This is a genomic window from Paraburkholderia sp. SECH4 (assembly GCF_030511745.1).
GTDB classification, from domain to species: Bacteria; Pseudomonadota; Gammaproteobacteria; order Burkholderiales; family Burkholderiaceae; genus Paraburkholderia; species Paraburkholderia madseniana.
On the sequence record NZ_JALOCP010000026.1, the window covers coordinates 19,664 to 39,110 of the forward strand.

General features: G+C 63.5%; 20 protein-coding genes and 1 pseudogene. 10 read left to right on the top strand and 11 right to left on the bottom strand.

Annotated features, from left to right (window positions below):
- Positions 1-17 precede the first annotated feature (17 nt).
- Positions 18-635, top strand: coding sequence for a TetR/AcrR family transcriptional regulator (locus M0D67_RS28575; RefSeq protein WP_154563753.1), 618 nt, complete (start codon positions 18-20; stop codon positions 633-635).
- 16 nt (positions 636-651) lie between these two features.
- On the opposite strand, the gene M0D67_RS28580 is transcribed toward M0D67_RS28575, so the two are convergent.
- The gene (locus M0D67_RS28580) at positions 652-864 is read right to left on the bottom strand and encodes a hypothetical protein (RefSeq protein ID WP_154563755.1); all 213 of its coding nucleotides are present in this window, start codon (positions 862-864) and stop codon (positions 652-654) included.
- A 255-nt stretch (positions 865-1,119) separates the two neighbouring features.
- Here M0D67_RS28580 and M0D67_RS28585 point away from each other — a divergent pair, with 255 nt between their 5' ends.
- Positions 1,120-2,169, top strand: a complete 1,050-nt coding sequence (locus M0D67_RS28585; RefSeq protein WP_154563757.1) for a LysR family transcriptional regulator — start codon at positions 1,120-1,122, stop codon at positions 2,167-2,169.
- A gap of 16 nt (positions 2,170-2,185) precedes the next feature.
- On the opposite strand, the gene M0D67_RS28590 is transcribed toward M0D67_RS28585, so the two are convergent.
- The 8 genes from M0D67_RS28590 to M0D67_RS28625 form a co-directional block, all read right to left on the bottom strand.
- The gene (locus tag M0D67_RS28590; RefSeq protein WP_154563759.1) at positions 2,186-2,575 is read right to left on the bottom strand and encodes a cupin domain-containing protein; all 390 of its coding nucleotides are present in this window, start codon (positions 2,573-2,575) and stop codon (positions 2,186-2,188) included.
- Between the two features lie 129 nt (positions 2,576-2,704).
- Positions 2,705-3,511 (bottom strand): AraC family transcriptional regulator, encoded by an 807-nt coding sequence (locus M0D67_RS28595; protein ID WP_266240650.1) that lies wholly within the window; start codon positions 3,509-3,511, stop codon positions 2,705-2,707.
- 62 nt (positions 3,512-3,573) lie between these two features.
- Positions 3,574-3,804: a DUF2795 domain-containing protein gene (locus M0D67_RS28600; RefSeq protein ID WP_093644998.1), complete on the bottom strand. Its 231-nt coding sequence runs from the start codon at positions 3,802-3,804 to the stop codon at positions 3,574-3,576.
- 32 nt (positions 3,805-3,836) lie between these two features.
- Positions 3,837-4,091 (bottom strand): hypothetical protein, encoded by a 255-nt coding sequence (locus tag M0D67_RS28605; RefSeq protein ID WP_115780011.1) that lies wholly within the window; start codon positions 4,089-4,091, stop codon positions 3,837-3,839.
- 338 nt (positions 4,092-4,429) lie between these two features.
- Positions 4,430-5,767 (bottom strand): C45 family peptidase, encoded by a 1,338-nt coding sequence (locus M0D67_RS28610; protein ID WP_154563763.1) that lies wholly within the window; start codon positions 5,765-5,767, stop codon positions 4,430-4,432.
- 269 nt (positions 5,768-6,036) lie between these two features.
- Entirely contained in the window at positions 6,037-7,770 is a 1,734-nt protein-coding gene (locus M0D67_RS28615; protein WP_168435842.1) for a ClcB-like voltage-gated chloride channel protein, read from the bottom strand.
- 112 nt (positions 7,771-7,882) lie between these two features.
- Positions 7,883-8,620 (bottom strand): glutathione S-transferase, encoded by a 738-nt coding sequence (locus M0D67_RS28620; RefSeq protein ID WP_154563765.1) that lies wholly within the window; start codon positions 8,618-8,620, stop codon positions 7,883-7,885.
- A gap of 145 nt (positions 8,621-8,765) precedes the next feature.
- Positions 8,766-9,857 (bottom strand): YeiH family protein, encoded by a 1,092-nt coding sequence (locus M0D67_RS28625; protein ID WP_266240618.1) that lies wholly within the window; start codon positions 9,855-9,857, stop codon positions 8,766-8,768.
- Between the two features lie 120 nt (positions 9,858-9,977).
- On the opposite strand from M0D67_RS28625, the gene M0D67_RS28630 reads away from it, so the two are divergent.
- The 8 genes from M0D67_RS28630 to M0D67_RS28665 all read left to right on the top strand — a co-directional run bounded on the left by M0D67_RS28630 (position 9,978) and on the right by M0D67_RS28665 (position 18,140).
- Complete coding sequence (locus tag M0D67_RS28630; protein WP_266240619.1) at positions 9,978-11,006, top strand: LysR family transcriptional regulator; 1,029 nt, start codon at positions 9,978-9,980, stop codon at positions 11,004-11,006.
- Between the two features lie 149 nt (positions 11,007-11,155).
- Positions 11,156-11,929 (top strand): sugar phosphate isomerase/epimerase, encoded by a 774-nt coding sequence (locus M0D67_RS28635; protein WP_154563831.1) that lies wholly within the window; start codon positions 11,156-11,158, stop codon positions 11,927-11,929.
- Between the two features lie 182 nt (positions 11,930-12,111).
- Entirely contained in the window at positions 12,112-13,095 is a 984-nt protein-coding gene (locus M0D67_RS28640) for a sugar kinase (protein WP_154563769.1), read from the top strand.
- A gap of 283 nt (positions 13,096-13,378) precedes the next feature.
- Positions 13,379-14,674: an MFS transporter gene (locus tag M0D67_RS28645; RefSeq protein ID WP_154563771.1), complete on the top strand. Its 1,296-nt coding sequence runs from the start codon at positions 13,379-13,381 to the stop codon at positions 14,672-14,674.
- 4 nt (positions 14,675-14,678) lie between these two features.
- Entirely contained in the window at positions 14,679-15,644 is a 966-nt protein-coding gene (locus M0D67_RS28650) for a D-glycerate dehydrogenase (RefSeq protein WP_154563773.1), read from the top strand.
- The gene (locus M0D67_RS28655; protein ID WP_154563775.1) at positions 15,641-16,801 is read left to right on the top strand and encodes a LacI family DNA-binding transcriptional regulator; all 1,161 of its coding nucleotides are present in this window, start codon (positions 15,641-15,643) and stop codon (positions 16,799-16,801) included. Before M0D67_RS28650 ends, M0D67_RS28655 begins: the two co-directional genes overlap by 4 nt.
- Before the next feature lie 60 nt (positions 16,802-16,861).
- The gene (locus M0D67_RS28660; protein WP_154563777.1) at positions 16,862-17,671 is read left to right on the top strand and encodes a YhfC family intramembrane metalloprotease; all 810 of its coding nucleotides are present in this window, start codon (positions 16,862-16,864) and stop codon (positions 17,669-17,671) included.
- Positions 17,672-17,771: 100 nt separating this feature from the next.
- Positions 17,772-18,140: a DUF3022 domain-containing protein gene (locus M0D67_RS28665; RefSeq protein WP_154563779.1), complete on the top strand. Its 369-nt coding sequence runs from the start codon at positions 17,772-17,774 to the stop codon at positions 18,138-18,140.
- Between the two features lie 131 nt (positions 18,141-18,271).
- Here M0D67_RS28665 and M0D67_RS28670 read toward each other — a convergent pair whose 3' ends face one another.
- Both M0D67_RS28670 and M0D67_RS28675 read right to left on the bottom strand, forming a co-directional pair.
- Positions 18,272-18,709: a PGDYG domain-containing protein gene (locus M0D67_RS28670; protein WP_154563781.1), complete on the bottom strand. Its 438-nt coding sequence runs from the start codon at positions 18,707-18,709 to the stop codon at positions 18,272-18,274.
- A 175-nt stretch (positions 18,710-18,884) separates the two neighbouring features.
- Positions 18,885-19,401: pseudogene (locus M0D67_RS28675) on the bottom strand (Spy/CpxP family protein refolding chaperone).
- Positions 19,402-19,447 lie beyond the last annotated feature (46 nt).

Sequence of the window (19,447 nt, forward strand, 5' to 3'; positions counted from 1 at the left end):
GTGCTAGACTTGCGCCCATGAAACGGCAACGACTTACACGCGAGCAGAGCAAAGACCAGACGCGCCAGCGCCTGCTCGACGCTGCGCAAGCAATTTTTATGAAGAAAGGCTTTGTCGCGGCGAGTGTCGAAGACATCGCCGGGGCGGCGGGTTATACACGCGGCGCGTTCTATTCGAACTTCCGCAGCAAGAACGAGTTGTTCCTCGAACTACTGCGGCGCGACCACGAGACCATGCAGATGGGGTTGCATGCCATTTTCGAAGACGCGACTTCGCGCGAGGAAATGGAAGAGCGCGTGCTGCGCTACTACAGCAACCTGCATCGCGAGAACAAATGTTTCCTGCTGTGGGTAGAGGCGAAGCTGCTGGCCGTGCGCGACGGCCGCTTCCGCATACGCTTTAACGCGTTCCTGCACGAAAAGCTCGAACAGTTGAGTGCGTACATCCGCGAGTTTTCGACGCGGGTCGGCACGCCTCTGCCGTTACCGGCGGAGACACTAGCGATGGGCTTGATGGGCTTGTGCGACGGCGTGCAGTTCTTTTATGCGGTCGACCCGCAGAACGTCTCGTCGGAGATGGCTGAAACGGTGCTGGCGGGATTTTTCGCGCGCGTGGTGTTCGGGCGCGACGCGTAATACGAGTGCCGGCGGATCAGCTCGCCGGCAACTGCGCGCAGGCGTTAGCAACCGGCGTGGCGCAGACGAACGAATACTGCCCGCTGTAGCGCAGGACTTCTTCACCGACGTGCAGGACAACCTTGATTTCCGGGCACCGCTCGTAAGCGATGAAGGCCGAACAGGCCGCCGCGGACCAGCAAACCAGTGAAAACGCGATTTTTTCGAAAAGCTGAAAACGATGTGGCATAGCGATGTGTTCCTTTCGGGCGCTATGTTACCAGCATCTAAGGGTTTATACCTACCAAATATCCGCAATAAACCTCGCAATAGCGTCGCGAGCGCCTCAGAAACCTGACCGGATTGTCATGTTCAGGTCAGGGTTGGGACATGATCGGGTCGATACAATCGAATCGTTGGGCAAATCCGCGCGCGCCTTGTCGCGCGGGTCGACACAGGCGGCAGCGTTGCGCCGGCCCGGCTTTATCGAGGCAGGAGTCGTCCCATGAATCAATTGCAGTCGATGCGCGTATTCGTCAAGGTGGCCGACCTTGGCAGTTTCGTCCGCGCGGCCGGCGCGCTGGATCTTTCCACTGCCGTTGTCACGCGCCACGTCGCGGATCTGGAAGCGCGCCTTGGTACCCGGCTGCTCAATCGCACGACGCGGCGCCTCTCGCTGACCGAATCCGGCACGACTTATCTGGAACGCGTGCGCCATATTCTCGACGACCTGGAAGGCGTCGAGCAGATGGTGGTGGCGCGTAATCACGAACCGGTCGGGACGCTGCGCATCGTCGCGCCAGTGGTGTTCGGGCTGCATAGCCTCGCGCCGGTGGTGCAGTCTTACGCCGAGCGTTATCCGGAAGTCATGCCTGACGTCACGCTGGCGGATCGTCATGTCGATCTGGTGGAAGAGGGTTTTGACGTCGGCATTATGGTCGCGCGGCACATGCGCAGCGCGAGCATTGTCACGCGGCGATTGACCACCGGCTATATGACGGTTTGCGCGACGCCCGCCTATCTGCAGCAGCACGGTACGCCGACCCGTCCCGAGGATCTGTTGAAGCATCCGTGTCTGAGCCGGCCTGCGGAGCAGGGCGGCGACGAAAAGGTCTTTACCGGACCGCTGGGTGAGGTCCGTGTGAGACCCACCAACGCGATCGCGGCTAACAACACTGAGATGCTGAGGCAGTTCGCTTTGCTGGGCATGGGCGTGGCGATTTTGCCGAGCTACCTGATCGGCCGCGATCTGGCGTCCGGGCGGCTTGTGCCGTTGCTCGGCGATTACCGCCTGCCGCAAATCGAAATCACGATCGCGTATCCAAGCCGCCTTCATTTGCCGGCGAAAGTACGCACCTTTATCGATCACCTTGTCGCGCATTTCCAGCGCACCGACGAGCACGCGCGCGATCCCCGTGCCAGGATGCCGCGGCGTGCCGTGGCCGGCTCGCCGGTTTATGCCGACGATCTGCCGGTGTCCGCTTTGCAGGGCGACGCGGCGCGGCCGACGCTCCCGGTTTCGCGCGCGCGGATCGTAGCATCGTCGTCGCTTTGACGAGCGCGCGGTAAACCTAGATCCACACGTCGTTCGCGGCGGTGCGTTCGTTGCTTTCTTCGCCGGTGTTCTTCACGCCGCGCGGTTCGATCAGCAGCAGCTTGACCTCGCGTTCGGCATACGGTTTGTGTTCCGTGCCTTTGGGCACCACGAACATTTCTCCGGCCGAGAGCAGCACGGAGCCATCGCGCATGTCGATGCGCAACTGTCCGTCCAGCACGATAAACGTTTCGTCCGTGTCGGCATGTTCGTGCCAGACAAAGTCGCCTTCGATGCGCACCAGCTTGAACTGATAGTCGTTCATTTCCGCGACCACGCGTGCTTGCCACTGGTCGCTGAAGAGCTCCAGCTTCTCAGCGAAATTGATGGCGCGGTAGGGCCGTTGAATCGTTTGATGGGTGGACATCGCGGTGCTCCCTCCTGAGGGGTAGGTGTGTGTCAGGCAGGAGCGTAGGGCGGGAGGCGCTAGCGGGTCTTGTACGTTTGTGCGCGGGGGCGGCGGGCGATGGACGGTGGGATATCCGTCGAGCTACCGTTAACGCGCGCCGCGGGTCGAAGGCCCCAGCATCTTGAGCCAATGCGCCGGCGCAACGCCCCACGCGCGCTTGAAGTGCCGTGTCATATGGCTCTGATCGGTAAAGCCGGCCGCCGCCGACGCGTCGGCGAGCGACACGCCCTGAATCGCGAGTCGGCGCACGAGATCGAGCCGGCGCATGGTCAGATAGCGATGCGGACTCGTGCCGAACAGCGCACGAAAATCCCGCGACAAACTCCAGCGGTCGCGGCCGGCGGCTGCCGCCAGTTCGTCGAGTGTCACTGCGCTATCGAGCGAACCAAGCATATACTCGCGCGCCCGTTCGGCCGCGAGGTAATCCACCGGACGGCGCGTCGCCGCGCCCCCTGCCACGGCGTCGAGCGCGATGGCCAGTTCGTAGAGCGCATCGTCCTGTTCGAGCGAATCGATCGCACAATCCATCGTGCGCAGCAGGCTCTCGGTCGCAGCAAACAGACGCGGGTCGTTCGAGAGTCCGCCTTCAATGAACGGCAACGGCTTGCCGCCGAGCGCCTGTTGAAACAGCGCCGGGTCGACATAGATCATCCGGTAGTGAAAGCCGTCGCGGGTGCCGGCCTGGCCATCGTGCGGCTCATCGGGATGCAGCACCATCGTGCCGCCCGGCAAGCTGTTACGCGTGCTGCCCCGATAGCGGAAGCTCTGCACGCCAGCAAGCGTGCGGCCGATCGCATAGGTATCGTGCCGGTGCATCGCATAGCCGGCATGATGAAAGAAGGCTTCGATTCGCTCGATGCCGCTCGTGCCGCCCGAATGCGGCGAGCGATGGATCCAGTCGGCAGCGGGCTTCGGATCGGACGAAAGTGAACTCGGCGTCAAGACCTGCTTTCCGCTCATGCCCCCAGACCCGGCCCATAGTTGCCGCCGACGAGGCGCGTGACCGACGCCACGTCGGCATAGTCCTGCTCCGGCAAACCGTCGAGCATCGACACGACTTCGTTGCTCGCGCCGGCTTCGCGCGCGGCGTCGACTAGCGCGTCCTTGTAGGTCGGGAAACGGACTTCGCGCAGAACGTCGGCGATCTGCAGATCAATCGATTCGCCGGGAATAGCCGATGCGGTCATGCAAGCGCTCCAAGGGGGCGGTTTTCAGGTTTTCAGGTCTGCAGGTGCTCGTTCTGGCCCGTGAAGCTTCGCTCCAGATGCCGCGACTTGGGCAGCGCGATGTGTTGCCATTGTTGCGGACGAGTGTCGTCCGTGGCAGCGACGTCCGGCGCCGCGGGAGCGACCGGTGCGGCGTTGGCGCGTTCGGCAAGACTATTGGCGGCCGTGCTGTCCGGCGCGGTATGAACTGGCGCGGCAAAACACGAGGCTGACAGCGTCACCATGGTCAACAGTGTCGAGGTTTTCATCGCCCGACCTCCTAAGCTCATGCGGCGCTGACAGTTGAGCAAGCGTTACGCTGTCCCCGCGTCGTAAGGACGGCGCAACCTACACGCGGCGTTGATACAGGCGGGCGGCGTGCATCTACCATCTTAGATGGCAAACGGCTGCGACGCGCGCGCAAATGAGACAAAACCTAATTGTAGATTTCACATGATGGCAGGAAAAAGGCAGAGCAGTCGCGAACGGTCGTGCTGCGTCTATGTTGCGATGCGGAAGCGGCTGATGCCCGAATCGCGTGCGAACCTCAATCTGCCTGGTAACAGCCTGGGCGAACAACGGTTCAGCGACCGCTAAGAGCGAGCTTCTAACGCAGCACGTCGAACCGCGTCCACGGCCACGACGGCCGGTCGCGCATATAGCCGTTGAGCCAGTTCCACTGCGGGTGGCGCTTCATGAACGCCTGGGCGTCGAACGGCTTGCCGCACGGGTGCCCCCAGCGTGCGGTGAACGCCATCTTGCGCGCCATCTCGCTGTCGACCACCTTGCCGTCGTTGGCGCCCCACGGATTGAACGGCCCTTGATCGGAACCGCCGAAGCGCGCGTCGTCCAGTTCAAGATGCCCGCAGATGGTGCGCGAGCAGGGATTGTCGTTGCGGTCGAGATAGACGTCGTGATGGTCGGCGATCATCTCTTTGGCGAGTTCGACGTCGATCTTGCCGTGATGCATTTCTTCGAGCTGCATGAAGCGCAAGCGGCGCGCGCCGTTCTTGCGCACGTCCGTATAGTCTTCGCCTTCGCCGATGCATTCCTGGTTGCGGATCTTCAGATCGGTCGCGGTGTTGTAACCGCTATAGAAGCCGTCTTTCGTACTCTCGAAGCCGGAATAGTGCAGCCCCAGTTCGTAGCGCGCGATCTCGCCGGTCTTGGTGTCGCCGAGCAGCCAACTGTTCGCATAGCCGCCGTTGTTGGCGACCGCGAACATCTCGCACCATTCGCCGATGTTGTTGGCGTACTGCGACGCGCGCCGCGAGCGATAGAACTCCGGCGCACCCGCTGCGTTGTAGCCGATAAAGTTGGAGATGGTGGTTTCGGTGACCATCAGGCCGGCTTCGGTGACCCAGAAATCGGTGAGGCTGGAGATGCAGCCCGGCAGGCCTTGCATCAGGATGCGGTTGCCGCGATCGGGCACGATGTCGAACACGACGTTGAACGCGTCGCCCGCGGCGTAGCGGTCCCACGAGTTATGTGCCATGACGATGCGGCCGTCGCGGGTGGCGTTGCCGGTGGCGATGAACGCGCTGCAGTGATGGCCGCGGCGTCCGCGCCAGGGTTTCAGGCCGAGTTGCGGTTTCTGGGCCGCCGCGTGGCTCGGCCACCAGCTTTGCAGCAGATCCATGTAGCCGTTCCAGGCTAGCACTTCGGCGAACGGCAGCTTCGCGCCGTCGGCGATGCCCTGGATTTCGTCGGCGAATTCGGTGTCGAGTTTGTTGGCGAACTGGGACACGGCGGCGTCGACAAAGGTGTCGAAGTCTTCACCGGTATCCCATTTCGCCAGGTAGCGGGCGGTGCGGATCGCGTTCTGGATTTCGGTGGCGAGCAACTGGCCATGCTGCTCGCCGCGATCGTACGGCTCGCCTTCGATATGCAGAAAAATCCAGCCGGCCTGATCACGGCGGACGGCATCGAGGGACGGTTCGCTCATCTTCGCTCCGATCGAAGGGCGGGCGTCTCGGTGCGCCCGTCTTGGCGTAACGCGCGCTGCTCGCAAGCGCTGCAGCGGTTTCCTCATTGTAGAGAATCTGCCGCGCTTTGCACGGGCTGAGAAGGCGGCGTGGGTGAGGCGCCGCGCATTGCCGCGCGGGTTCGGCCAATGACTCGGCAATCGACCGAGCGACTTCGCACCCGATAGCCCGATAGCCCGATAGCCCGATAGCCGGAGTGCCCGAAAGCCCGAAAGCCCGACCCCCGGCCTCAGCGCGTCGGATTCATTCGGAAGTACGCATCGAGCAGCGAAGTCTTGTACACCACCCCGGCCAGCTTCGGGTCCGCGGTGCTTTCGACGACCGGCAAGCGCTCTCCCTGGAACGCCATAAAGTGCTGCAACGCAACGCCGAGCGGCATATCCGGCGTGAGCACATCGAAATGCGGCTGCAGGTAATCCGCGGCGGTTTTTGCTGAGGTGTCGCGCTTGTCGAGCAGATCGGAGGTGATGTCCTTGAGCGCGACCACGCCGAGAAACGCACCGGACTCGTTGGCAACGTACAGATACTTCACCGGATATTCGAGGAACACGCGCGTCATATCCTGCACGGTCGCGTTCGGGGGCACGACGGTTTCGGCGGGACGGATCAGTTCGCGCATCTGCGTCGCGCGTAGACGCGTGCGTTCCTGTTCCTCCTGATTGCGGCGTAGCGTGATTTCGTACATCGACGTCTTGCCGATCGCGCGCGACACGAAATACGCGACCACGCACGACAGCATCAGCGGCAGCACCACCTGATAGCTGAGCGTCATTTCGAAGATCATCAGGATCGCCATCAGCGGCGCCTGTGTGGCGCCGGCCAGAAACGCGCCCATGCCGACCATCGCATAGGCGAACGGCGCCGAGGTGCCGTGCGGCCACAACGCGTGCATGCCGAGGCCGAACAGCGAGCCAACCACCGCGCCGACGAAGAGCGTCGGCGTGAACACCCCGCCGATCGCGCCTGAACCCACAGTCGCCGACGTCGCGACGATCTTGAACACCAGCACGAGGACGAGCGCGCTCCACGTCCACGGCGAATGCAGAATGGAATTGACGACGCTGTAACCGTTGCCCCACACCTCGGGCGTCCATACCGACAGAATGCCGACGATCAGACCGCCCAGCGCCAGCCGGATGGGCAACGGCACGGGCAGTTTGCGAAAGTTTGCTTTCGAGAAGTCCATCAGCCGCAGAAACTGCGGCGCGGCTGCACCGCACAGCAGCCCGAGCCCAACGAACAACAGGACTTCGGCGCCCGCCACGGGCGGAAACACCGGCATTTCGTACGGCGGCTTGTAGCTGGTGAACTCGCGCATGGTGATGTTGGCGACCACCGCTGAAACGACCACGGGGCCGAAGCTTTCCATCACGATCGAGCCGAGCACGATTTCAGTGACGAAAAACGCGCCGGCAATCGGCGCACTGTACGCGGAGGTAATCCCGGCCGCCGCGCCGCAGGCGACGAGCAGGCGCAGACGCGGCGGGTCGAAATGCACCCAGCGGCCGATCAACGACGCGGCCAGCGCCGCCAGTTGCACCATCGGACCTTCGCGGCCGATCGAGCCGCCGCTCGAAATCGTGAACAGCGAGGACACGCTGCGCCAGAAGCTCAACTTCACCGGCACCACGCCGTCGCCGATCGCGACCGCTTCCATGTAGTCGATGTGATTGCACTTGTCGACGTGACGCTGCGCGATCAGCAGAAAGAAGCCGGCGATCAGGCCGCCCGCGGCGGGCAGCCACACGCGCACCGTCCACGGCAAGCTGCGCGCCATTTCGACGAAACTGCCGGACTTGCCGACCGTCGCCAGTTGCAGCAACGCGATGCCTTCGCGAAAGGCAATCGTCGCGAACGCGCCCGCGACGCCGACCACCACCGACCAGACCAGCATCGTATGGGCGTCGGAGAGACGGAACAGGGTTTGGGCGCGGGTGCGCAGCTTCAGCAGGAATGAAAGCACGTCGGCAGGAGAGGGCGTGATGGGTGGATGGAATGCGCGTACGGTAACAGCATCGCGCCCGGTGGCGGAAGCGGGTGCGATGCGGAAGGGTCGCGAAGGAGCGCGGCGCGGATCAAGTCGCCGCCTTGTCGAGTTCCGGGTAGTGCCGGAAGATGCAGGCCTCGTTGTGCGCGATGCGCCGGTCGGACTGGAGATAAGCGGCGATGTTCGGCCGCTCGATCACCGCGTCGTGCAAGGCCGCAAGACGCGGATAGTGTTCGCCGAAACGCTTGAGCGCGCGCGGAAACGCGTACAGCAGACCGTCGATCAACTGGAACATCGACAGGTCGACGTAAGTGAGCGCGTCGTCCACCATGAACGTGTCGCCGGCAGGGTTCTGTTTCAGCACGCGCTCGAAGTACTTCATGAACTTCGGAATCCGGTGGTCGATGAAGTCGTGCGCGCGCACTTTGGCCGCGTCTTTCTGGTCTTCGTAATACAACGCACTGGCGAGCGGATGATGCGTGTCGTGCGCTTCGGTCACCATGTCGGCGATCGTCAGTTGCAGTCCGTTGGCGACATAGCGCAGGCTTTCAACCGATGGCGCGAGATTGAGCTTCGGGCCGAGGTAGAACAGGATGTTGGCGGTCTGCGCGATCACCAGATCGCCGTCCTTCAGAAACGGCGGCGCGAACGGTGGATAGGGCGCGTCCTTGCTCTTCATCAGCGTCATCATCGCGTTTGTGCCGAGGCCATCGGATGGTTCGCCGCGCGCCACTTCCACGTAGTCTGCGCCGGCTTCTTCCAGGGCCAGCCGCACGAATTCGCCACGACCTTGCAGGCCGTCCCAATAGTAAAGTTCCAGGCTCATCGATCAGTCCTCATTCCAGTTGCATGAACAGGTTTGCGTGAACGGATAACGTCAGCAACCAGTATGCCGCGCATGAGTGACGGCTGGTTCTCCTGAACGCACAAAACCCCGCACGCGGCGGGGTTGGCGACGAGGCGGGGACGGCTTAGCCGAACAGGTGCTGGACAGTCCATGTGATACCCAGTCCGCCGGCAATCAACCACACATACAGGATGAAGCCGGTGGTCAAGGCGCGGGGGCCGGCCTGACGGATCTGCGCGATGCGGGTTTCGATACCGAGCGCGGTCATGGCCATGGTGAGCGCGAAGGTGTCGAGCATGTTCAGCGTGCTGGTCGTGCTTTCCGGCAGAACGTGCAGCGAGTTGATCACGACGAAGGCCAGGAAACCGGGCGCGAACCAGGGAATCGCCAGCTTGCGCGGGGCGTGTTGCTTGCCGTCTTCGGCCGTTGCGGAGGCGGCTGCGTTGCGTGCCGAGCGGTTCACCCACATGCCGACGACCAGCAGCACCGGCACCAGCAGCATCACACGGGTCATCTTGACGATGGTCGCGATGTGGGTCGCTTCCGGGCTCACGTTACTGGCTGCGCCGACCACCTGCGCCACTTCGTGAATCGTGCCGCCGAAGAACAGACCCGCGCCAACCGTGTCGAGATGCAGCCAGCCCGCCTTGAACAGCACCGGGTAAAGGAACATCGAGAGGGTGCCGAACAGCACCACGCTGCCTACCGCCATCGCACTCTTATGCGGCTTGGATTGCAGCGTCGACTCGAACGCGAGCACGGCAGCCGCGCCGCAGATCGCGCTGCCCGCAGCCGTCAGCAGCGCCGTGTCGCGGTCGAGCTTCATGATCTTCATCCCGGCCCACGTGCCGATCACCAGCGTGCTCACGACGATCAGCACCGATTCAGCGAGACCGGGCAAACCGACCTGGGCGATTTCCTGCAGGCTGACACGCAGCCCGAAAAACGCCACGGCGATGCGCAGGAGTTTGCGCGCCGAGAAGTTGACTCCGGCCGCCCAGCTTTCGGGCATGCCGTCACGCAGCGCGTTGCCGTAAATGGCGCCGGCCACGATGCCGACGATCAGCGGGCTCAGGCCCAGGCCGGCGATGGCCGGGATCGAGGCGATGCGGGTCACGGCCGCGGCGAACAGCGCAACGAACAGAATGCCGTTGAGTTGGCCGCGGGTGGATGACCCCGCGGGTGCGGCGGAAGCGGTGAGATGAGCGGTGGACATGGCGTAGCGCCTTCCTATGACTGTCTTGATTCGATAGGCCCAATCCTAAATTAGATATATCGATATGAAAAATCGTGATTTAGAATGTGAAGTATCAGTTCAACGGATATTTAGCCCGCCATGACCCCGGACCAACTTATAACGTTTGCAGCTGTCGCAGAGCATCGCAACATCAGCCGGGCGGCTGTGGCGTTGCATCTATCGCAGCCGGCGGTATCCGGCCAATTGCGCCAGTTGCAGGACGAATTCGGCGAGCCGCTTTACCTGCGCGATGGGCGCGGCGTGCGCCTGACACCCGCCGGCGAGCAACTCGCCAGCTATGCGACCCGGCTGCGCGATACGTGGCGACAGGCGCATGCGTATCGCGACGCGCTGCGCGGCCTCGAGCAGGGCACCTTGCGCATCGGCGCAAGCACCACGCCGGCGAGCTATCTGCTGCCGTACCTGATCGCGGATTTTCATCGCCACTACCCCGACGTGACGCTGCATACCGCCGATGGCAACACCACGGAGATCGTCGGTGCGCTGGGCTCGGTGGATATCGCGATGATCGAAGGTCCGGTCGGCTCGGATCTGCCACCGGATACCGCGGTGCACGCGTGGCGTGAGGATGAGATCGTCGCGATCATGCCGCGCACGCATCCGCTGGCGGTGGCGTTGGCGTTGGCGGGTGGCGCGGGCAGGGCTGTTGCGGCAGATGGGGCGGACGGGGTCGGAGTGTCAGGAGCGGTAGAAAGCGGAACGGCAGGAGCGCTAGAAGGCGCAGCGCCGGGGGCGGTAGAAAAACGAGCGGATATCAACGGCGGCCGGGCGGAGCTGGCGGCGTTCGGCCCGCATCCGCTGGTGCTGCGCGAAGCCGGGTCGGGCGTGCGGCAGATCGTCGAGCGAGCCTTTGCCCGGGCGGGCGTGCCGATGCGCGTGGCGCTGGAGATTGCCGGGGTCGAAGGCGTCAAGGAGGCGGTGCGGGCAGGCATGGGCATCGGTTTCGTCTCGGCGATGTCGATGCGGCATGAGGACGGCGCGCTGTGCCTGTTCTCGTTGAGCCCGGAGCCGCTGACACGGCGGCTGTCGATTCTGGTGCCGCATGCGAGTGCGCCATCGCGGGTGGTCGAACAGTTCCTCGCGCTGTGCCTTGCGGACGGACCCTGATCAAGGTTTCCTGGGGATTTCCACTATGGTGCATGACACCTCGTCCGGCGCACTATTCGGGCATCGCAAGCGCCTCGGCGCTTTTTTTCGAAACGTGTTTGGAACCGGTTCCAAATGCCGATCATGAGACAGATTTGAGTAAATTCGACATGACTGACGCGGTGGACGTGGTGATCGTCGCAAGCGCATTCGGGATGGACGCGGTTCGCACGCACGGTCATCTGAAGTGGGCCGACGCGAGCAAACAGGCCGGCGCCACGGGCTTCGAAGTGCGTCGCGAACTGTTCGCGGACGAAGCCGACGCCGCGCCGCAGGCGTTACGCGCGCTCGGCAAGGAGATTGCGGCCCTCGGGCTGTGGTCCGTCTACTCGACACCCGCGTCGCTGTACACGCCGGATGGCAGGCTCGACGCCGACGCACTGCGCGTCTCGATTGAAGAAGCGATCGCGCTGGGCGCGCGCTTCGTGAAGCTGCAACTCGGCGGGTTTGGCGCCGAGGCTAACGCCGCAGTGATCGCCGATTGCGTGCGCTGCGCGGACGTGCGGCTCGTCGTCGAAAACGGTCAACTGGCTGAAGGCGGTTCGCTGGCGCAATTCACCGGCCTGTTCGATGCGTTGGAGCGTGAAGGCCACGCTGGTCTGCTTGGCATGACCTTCGACATCGGCAACTGGGCCTGGCGCGATGTCGCGCCGCTCGATGCCGCCGGGCCGCTGGCTGCGCATGTCGAATACATCCATTGCAAGACGACGGTGGGCGAGGGCGCGCGGCGCTTTCCGGCCGCGCCGGCCGCCGGCGACACGCAGTTCGCCGCGGTGCTCGACAAGCTGCCGCGCCACGTGCCGCGCGGCATTGAATTTCCGTTCGATGCGAACCGTATCGATGCGGACGCAGCGCACTACGTCGCATGGCTGGCCGCTGCGTAAGCGGCGCGCAGGACCTGAGAGAGCGGTACCCAAAAAACGTCCGGCAAAAAGCGCGTGTGGAGAAGTACACGCGGTACGGGTGGAAGCATGCAGAGAAGCGCAAGCAAAGCAGCACACGCAAGGCGGCACACGCAAAAAACAGGCAGCAAACAGGAACACGCAGAAACACGCAGGAGCGAAGGATGAGCAACACAAACGCAGCACTCGACGTCATCACCTACGGCGAAGCGATGGCCATGTTCGTGGCCGCCGAAACAGGCGCGCTCGCCGGTGTCGGGCAATTTACCAAGCGCGTCGCGGGCGCCGATCTGAACGTGGCGATCGGCCTGTCGCGCCTCGGTTTCAAGGTGGGCTGGATGAGCCGCGTCGGCAACGATTCGTTCGGCCAGTACGTGCGCGACACGCTGACGAAAGAAGGCATCGACCAGCGCTGCGTGACCACCGACGATCGCTACCCGACCGGTTTCCAGTTGAAGTCGAAGAACGACGACGGCAGTGATCCGGCCATCGAGTATTTCCGCAAAGGGTCGGCGGCGAGCCATCTGTCCTTGGCTGACTACGTGGCTGATTACGTGCTGTCCGCGCGTCACTTGCATCTGACAGGTGTGGCGCCGGCCATCTCAGCCAGTTCGTGCGAACTCGCGTTCCATCTGGCGCGTGAAATGCGTGCCGCTGGCAAGACGATCTCGTTCGACCCGAATCTGCGCCCGACGCTGTGGCCCTCGCGCGCCGCGATGGTCGAAGGTTTGAATGCGCTCGCCGCACTGGCCGACTGGGTGCTGCCGGGCATCGGCGAAGGCGAGATTCTGACCGGTTACACACAGCCGGATGACATCGCCAGGTTTTATCTCGACCAGGGCGCGCTTGGCGTGATCATCAAGCTCGGCGCAGAAGGCGCGTACTTCCGCACCGCCGACGATGCCGCCGTGATCGCCGGTCAGCCGGTTGCGAAGGTGGTGGACACGGTCGGCGCGGGCGATGGTTTCGCCGTCGGCGTGGTCAGTGCGTTGCTCGAAGGCAGGACATTGCCGCAAGCAGTCGCGCGCGGCAACCGCATTGGCGCCCTGGCGATTCAGGTGATCGGTGATTCGGAAGGCCTGCCGAGCCGCGCCGAACTCGACGCGCTCGAACGCGCCGACGTGCCGCGCGTCGCCACCGCGGCCTGACTGCGGATGAGCCGCGCCCGGCGCACTCAGCCGGATTCGGTATTAGCTGGCTCGATAACAGCAAGAGCGCTCGAACAGCGCCCCATGACCGCCCATCATTGCTTCGGGAAGCCGTTAGCAACTTTCTTGTATGGGACCAGAGTAAGTGCTTTGCACCAACTCTGGTCGACCGCAACTGCATGGGACCAGAGTAAGTGCTAAAGCGCCAACTCTGGTCGACCGCAACTGCATGGGACCAGAGTAAGCGCTAAAGCGCCAACTCTGGTCGACAAAGGAGACTCCCATGACTTCATCGCTTGCGATTCGCCGTTGGTGGACGATCATGCCGATCGTATTCATCACGTACAGCTTGGCTTATCTCGACCGCGCGAACTACGGTTTCGCATCGGCCGCCGGCATCAACCAGGATCTCGGCATCAGTAAGGGCTTGTCGTCGCTAATCGGCGCGTTGTTCTTCCTCGGGTATTTCTTCTTCCAGATTCCCGGCGCGATATACGCGGAACGCCGCAGCGTGAAAAAGCTCGTGTTCTGGAGCCTGATCCTGTGGGGCGGTTGCGCGGCGCTGACCGGTATGGTCAGCAATATTCCCTCACTGATGGTGATCCGCTTCGTGCTCGGTGTGGTCGAGGCCGCGGTGATGCCGGCGATGCTGATTTTCATCAGCAACTGGTTCACGAAGAGCGAGCGTTCCCGCGCCAACACCTTCCTGATTCTCGGCAATCCGGTGACGGTGCTGTGGATGTCGGTGGTATCCGGCTATCTGGTGCACTCGTTCGGCTGGCGGCACATGTTCATCGCCGAAGGCGCGCCCGCGATTCTCTGGGCGGTGTGCTGGTGGTTCATCGTGCAGGACAAGCCGCAACAGGTATCGTGGCTCACGCAGCAACAGAAGGACGACCTCGCGGAAACCTTGCGCGCCGAACAGGCCGCCATCAAACCGATGCGCAATTACAGCGAAGCGTTCCGCACGCCCGCGGTGATCAAACTGTGCGCGCAATATTTTTGCTGGAGCATCGGCGTGTATGGTTTCGTGTTGTGGCTGCCGTCGATCCTGAAGAACGGTTCGACGCTCGGCATGGTCGAAACCGGCTGGCTTTCGGCGCTGCCGTATCTGGCGGCAACGATCGCCATGCTTGCGGCTTCGTGGGCATCGGATAAACTCAACCGCCGCAAAGTGTTCGTGTGGCCGTTCCTGCTGGTCGGCGCGATCGCGTTCGCCGCGTCGTACGCGCTCGGCTCCACGCACTTCTGGATGTCGTACGCGTTGCTGGTGATTGCCGGCGGCGCAATGTATGCGCCGTATGGGCCGTTCTTCGCGATCGTGCCGGAGTTGCTGCCGAAGAACGTCGCGGGCGGCGCGATGGCGCTGATCAATAGCATGGGCGCACTCGGTTCGTTCGTCGGTTCGTACGTAGTCGGCTATTTGAACGGCGCGACCGGAACGCCTGCGGCATCCTATGCGTTCATGAGCGTGGCCCTGATCGCCGCGGTGATTCTGACGTTGATCGTCAAACCGCAGGCACAAGCACAGCCGCTGAGCAAGGGCGCCACGCTCGCTACACCGTTGCAAGGAAAATAAGCTGATGAAGAAGATCGTCGCCTGGAAGTCGCTGCCCGAGGATGTGCTCGCGTATCTGCAACAGCATGCGGAAGTCGTGCAGGTCGATCCCGCGCAGCACGACACGTTCGTCGCCGCATTGAAGGACGCGGATGGCGGCATCGGTTCGAGCGTGAAAATCACGCCGGCGATGCTTGAAGGCGCAAGCCGGCTGAAGGCTTTGTCGACCATCTCGGTGGGCTTCGACCAGTTCGATGTTGCCGACCTCACGCGCCGCGGCATCGTGCTCGCGCACACGCCGGACGTGCTGACCGAGTCCACGGCGGATACGGTGTTCTCGCTGATCCTCGCGTCGGCGCGGCGCGTGGTCGAGCTCGCGGATTGGGTGAAGGCGGGCGAGTGGAAGCAAAGCATCGGACCCGCGCATTTCGGCGTCGACGTGCAGGGCAAGACGCTCGGCATCGTCGGGCTGGGACGGATCGGCGGCGCGGTCGCGCGGCGTGCGGCGCTCGGTTTCAACATGAAGGTGCTCTACACGAACCGCAGTGCGAACGCGCAGGCGGAACAGGCATACGGCGCGCGCCGCGTCGAGTTGGCGGAGTTGCTCGCCACCGCTGACTTCGTCTGCCTGCAAGTGCCGCTTACGCCCGAGACGAAGCACATGATCGGTGCGGCCGAATTCAAGTCGATGAAGAAGAGCGCGATTCTGATTAACGCGTCGCGCGGCGCCACGGTCGATGAACAGGCGCTGATCGAAGCCCTGCAAAACGGCACGATTCACGGTGCGGGTCTGGACGTGTTCGAGACCGAGCCGCTGCCGACCGATTCGCCGCTTCTGAAAATGGCCAACGTGGTCGCGCTGCCGCATATCGGCTCAGCGACGCACGAGACTCGTCATGCGATGGCGCTCAACGCGGCGGAAAACCTCGCTGCCGCGCTCGACGGAACGCTCGCGACCAACATCGTCAACCGCGAAGTGTTGAAGAAATGAGCACGACGCCGCTTGCCGCCCCGCGCCGCGCGACGATTACCGACGTCGCGCGCGAAGCCGGTACGGGCAAGACCAGTATCTCGCGCTATCTGAACGGCGAGATGAGTGTGCTGTCGCCGGAATTGCGCGCGCGCATCGAGGCGGCCATCGAGCGCCTCAACTATCAGCCGAACCAGATGGCGCGCGGCCTCAAGCGTGGCCGCAATCGCCTGATCGGCATGTTGCTCGCCGATCTGACCAACCCGTATTCCGTCGAAGTACTGCAAGGCGTGGAAGCCGCTTGCCATGCGCTCGGGTTGATGCCGCTCATCTGTCACGCGGCCAACGAAGTCGAAATGGAGCGGCGCTATCTGCAACTGCTGACCACGTATCGCGTGGAAGGCGTGATCGTCAACGCGCTCGGCGTGCGCGAGGAAACGCTGCGGCCGGTGGGCGGTGGGGGGATTCCGGCGGTGCTGGTCGACCGTTTGGTGGATGGGCTCGTCGCCGACATGGTTGGGCTGGACAACCGGGCGGCTGCCGAACTCGGCACGCGGCATCTGCTCGACAACGGTTTCGACGATATCTGGTTTGTCGTGCAGCCCTTCGAGCAAGTCAGTTCGCGGCAACTGCGCGAGGCGGCGTTTCGCGAGGTGATGAGCGGCGTGGGCGGCGCGAGTGGCGCGCACGGCCCTAGCGGCAAAGACGAAGGCGGCAAGGGCGGCGCGCGCGGGCATACGCTGGTACTGAATCTTGCGGAGCCGGCAGCCGTCGAGCGCGCTCTCGCCGAACTCGACCGCGCAATTGACGCGGCTGGCGACCTTGGCGGCGCCGCGGCCAGCGTGACAGATAACGCAACACGCAGCGCCATAGATCGCACCGGCGGCAAAGGCAGGCGCATCGCCTTGTTCGCGGCCAACGCCCCCGTCGCGCTGTGTCTCGCCCTGCATCTGAAAGCGCGCTACGGTGCGGATTGGCAGGCGCGCGTCGCGCTGCTGTCGATCGACGATCCCGAATGGGCCGAATTGACGGGCATCACCGCGATCCGCCAGCCGACCTACGAGATCGGCTACCGCGCGGTCGAGTTCCTCCATGAGCGCATCGAAGGGATCCAGACCACCGCGCGCGACTGCCTCTTGCCAGGCGAATTGATCGTCCGCGCGTCAACTTCGCGCTGATCTGCGATCATTCGGGCTGCGGCGCGCAGCGGGTGCGCGCCGGTCTTCGCAAGGAAACCCATGGTTGTTGCACCGCTTACCCTCTCGAGCCTCGCCGTCGCGACGCTGTTCATCGCCGCCTTACCGTTCCTGATCTACCGCCGTCTGCGCCGGCCGCTCGCGCTGAACCCCCGCGACGCGATCACCGGCATCGCCGTGTTCGCGCTGTTCGCGATGGTGATCGAGCGCGCGCTGAACGACTACGTGCTGCATCGGAACGAAGCGACCGCGACCTTCCTGTCCAATCCGCTGGCCTTCGTAGTGTATGGCGCGCTGGCGGCGGGGATCTGCGAGGAAGTGGGGCGGTTCATCGGAATGCGGCTGCTGCTCAAGCGTGCGGCAGCGAAGTCCGCGTCCGCCGCGGGCACGGGTGACGGCACGGCGCTGACCTATGGCCTCGGCCACGGCGGCGCTGAAGCCTGGCTGGTCGGCGTGCTGGTGCAGATTCAATGGATCCTGTTCGCCATCTTCGAAAATCGCGGCGAGCTGGATGGCTATCTGAGCAATCTGCCGACCGACTCGGTGATGCGCATCCACCTGATCCTCGCCAGCCTGACGCCGCAGACGGCCGGCATTTTCGCGCTCGAACGGGTGGCCGCGCTGGTGTTCCAGATCGGTTTGTCGGTGCTGATGTGGCGTGGGCTGCGGGCGGGCTGGCGTGGAATCCTGCCGCTCGCGATTGTGTTGCATGCGCTGGTCGACGTGCCGGCTGCGTTGTTCCAGGCGCAGCTCGTGCCGCTCGCTGCCGTGGACGGCGTGTATGCGCTGGGGGCGGTGATCGTCGCGGGCCTGTTGTTCAGAGCGTTCCGTCGCCCGGCGCTTGCCGCGTGAGCCGCTTGTGGGTCGCTTGTTACACCGGCCATCCGTGATTCTCTAACTTTCGGCGTACCCTTGCGGTACGCCGTTCAGGCTCATCCTTTCGGCACATTTCATGGAAGAAGCTTACCAATACGACTGCGCGAATCCCGAGTTCGAGGAATTGGCGCGCGTTATCAGCGATCTGTTTCCCGAGCAGACGCAGTTCATCCAGCGTGCGGGCGAAGACAGCACGCCTGCGCTGGCGATTCACTGGGTGGCCATGCGTTTCGGTGCAACCGCGCGCCGTATCGTGATGACCGTGGTGATTGCGCCGACGGCGTTGGCGCGTTATCGCGCGTTGCCGGCGCGGCTGCGAGGTCGGAGTTTCGCCGTGCTGCGTGCATATGTCGAAGCGAGCATTGGCTCGCTTGAAGAACAGTACGCGAACGGCGAGGCGGTGCCGCGCGATGTGACGGTGGATCTCGGCGACGAGTTTGCCTGAAGCGATTGACTCAAGACCCTGGGTAGAAGGCGGGCTTGAGTGCCGCTGGGCTTAGCGCGCCCAGCCGGCCACGACCCACCGGCAGTGGGTCACAGGCTGTAAATCACAGGCTGTGAGTCATGGGCCGTGACTCAGTCCGCGAGCCGATAAACCTTCGCGAAGCGGGCGGCCTGCACCACGCCGTAGTCGCCGGGGGCGTACTGCATGATCCAGTCGCCGGCCGCGCCGTGCAGCACGTCGCCGCCACTCGCCGAGCGGGCCAGTGAAAACACTTCATTCATCTGTTTGGCCAGCACGACGGCGGGACGGTTGCGGTATGCGCCCGGTTCGCCGTGAGCGAGGGCGGTGTCTTCCGGCAGGTATTTGGCATCGAAACGTTCACGCGAGACGACCCAGCGGTCGCCGGTCGAGCCGGTGATCAGCGCGTCGCCGCGGGCATAGCGGTTCGGGCCTTCCAGGCTCATCAGTTCGCCTTCGGCAGCGGCGAATTCAACGCGCACGGTTTCGTTTTTGACGACGCGCTGGGCGTCGGCATCGTGACTCAGATCGAGATTTTTGAGTTCGGTCATGAAGCGAGTGGGAGTGGAGATATGGACAGCCTGGCCGGGACCTTGCGCCCCGACGCTGCGTACTCGCAATCATGCCAGATGCACTTGAAGATCGGTTTCTTTTGCCATTGGCAAAAGAACCGCGCGCGCAGCGCGGAAACCCGCGCCGCGCGCCACCAACCGCGTAACTAATCTCTTACGGCTTCAGAGTCGCATCACTCGGCAGCGGCCGGTGCCTTCTTGGCGTCGCCCTTGCCATGGTGACGATGACCGCCTTCAGGGCCGCCCTGATGGAACGTCACGTCGGCCAGTTTCTTCTGCTCAGGCGAGAAGCTGCTGTACAGCGGATCGAACGCATCGACCAGTTTCTTCATGCCGTCCGCATGCGCTTGCGCGATCGTCGCGTATTGCTTCATGTCGTCGATCGCTGACAGATTCGTGTTGGCCTTGCGCTGCTGGAACAACTGCCCCATCGTCTCGCCATTGCTGCGCATGACATCGGCGAACGCGTTCCATTGCGATTCCTGCGCCGACGTGATCTTCAACTGCGTGTGCAGGTAGGCGATGCGGTCTTCGACATTGCGCTCGTGGCCTGCTTTGGCGGCCGGCGCCGAAGCCGGGGCGCCCATCGGTGCCGAGGCCGGTGCGGAAGTTTGTGCGAACGCGCCGCTCATGGCGACTGCGGTGGCCAGCATTACGAGTGCTTTTTTCATCGAAACTCCTGATGTCTGTTCGAATTATGACAAGGCGAGCATGGCG

Bases quoted from the DNA above. Each gene is read 5' to 3' on its own strand.
- M0D67_RS28630 (WP_266240619.1), top strand. From the start codon at position 9,978: ATGACCCCGGACCAACTTATAACGTTTGCAGCTGTCGCAGAGCATCGC.
- M0D67_RS28600 (WP_093644998.1), bottom strand. From the start codon at position 3,804: ATGACCGCATCGGCTATTCCCGGCGAATCGATTGATCTGCAGATCGCC.
- M0D67_RS28640 (WP_154563769.1), top strand. From the start codon at position 12,112: ATGAGCAACACAAACGCAGCACTCGACGTCATCACCTACGGCGAAGCG.
- M0D67_RS28635 (WP_154563831.1), top strand. From the start codon at position 11,156: ATGACTGACGCGGTGGACGTGGTGATCGTCGCAAGCGCATTCGGGATG.
- M0D67_RS28590 (WP_154563759.1), bottom strand. From the start codon at position 2,575: ATGTCCACCCATCAAACGATTCAACGGCCCTACCGCGCCATCAATTTC.
- M0D67_RS28625 (WP_266240618.1), bottom strand. From the start codon at position 9,857: ATGTCCACCGCTCATCTCACCGCTTCCGCCGCACCCGCGGGGTCATCC.
- M0D67_RS28665 (WP_154563779.1), top strand. From the start codon at position 17,772: ATGGAAGAAGCTTACCAATACGACTGCGCGAATCCCGAGTTCGAGGAA.
- M0D67_RS28655 (WP_154563775.1), top strand. From the start codon at position 15,641: ATGAGCACGACGCCGCTTGCCGCCCCGCGCCGCGCGACGATTACCGAC.
- M0D67_RS28610 (WP_154563763.1), bottom strand. From the start codon at position 5,767: ATGAGCGAACCGTCCCTCGATGCCGTCCGCCGTGATCAGGCCGGCTGG.
- M0D67_RS28670 (WP_154563781.1), bottom strand. From the start codon at position 18,709: ATGACCGAACTCAAAAATCTCGATCTGAGTCACGATGCCGACGCCCAG.
- M0D67_RS28620 (WP_154563765.1), bottom strand. From the start codon at position 8,620: ATGAGCCTGGAACTTTACTATTGGGACGGCCTGCAAGGTCGTGGCGAA.
- M0D67_RS28575 (WP_154563753.1), top strand. From the start codon at position 18: ATGAAACGGCAACGACTTACACGCGAGCAGAGCAAAGACCAGACGCGC.
- M0D67_RS28580 (WP_154563755.1), bottom strand. From the start codon at position 864: ATGCCACATCGTTTTCAGCTTTTCGAAAAAATCGCGTTTTCACTGGTT.
- M0D67_RS28585 (WP_154563757.1), top strand. From the start codon at position 1,120: ATGAATCAATTGCAGTCGATGCGCGTATTCGTCAAGGTGGCCGACCTT.
- M0D67_RS28645 (WP_154563771.1), top strand. From the start codon at position 13,379: ATGACTTCATCGCTTGCGATTCGCCGTTGGTGGACGATCATGCCGATC.
- M0D67_RS28660 (WP_154563777.1), top strand. From the start codon at position 16,862: ATGGTTGTTGCACCGCTTACCCTCTCGAGCCTCGCCGTCGCGACGCTG.
- M0D67_RS28605 (WP_115780011.1), bottom strand. From the start codon at position 4,091: ATGAAAACCTCGACACTGTTGACCATGGTGACGCTGTCAGCCTCGTGT.
- M0D67_RS28650 (WP_154563773.1), top strand. From the start codon at position 14,679: ATGAAGAAGATCGTCGCCTGGAAGTCGCTGCCCGAGGATGTGCTCGCG.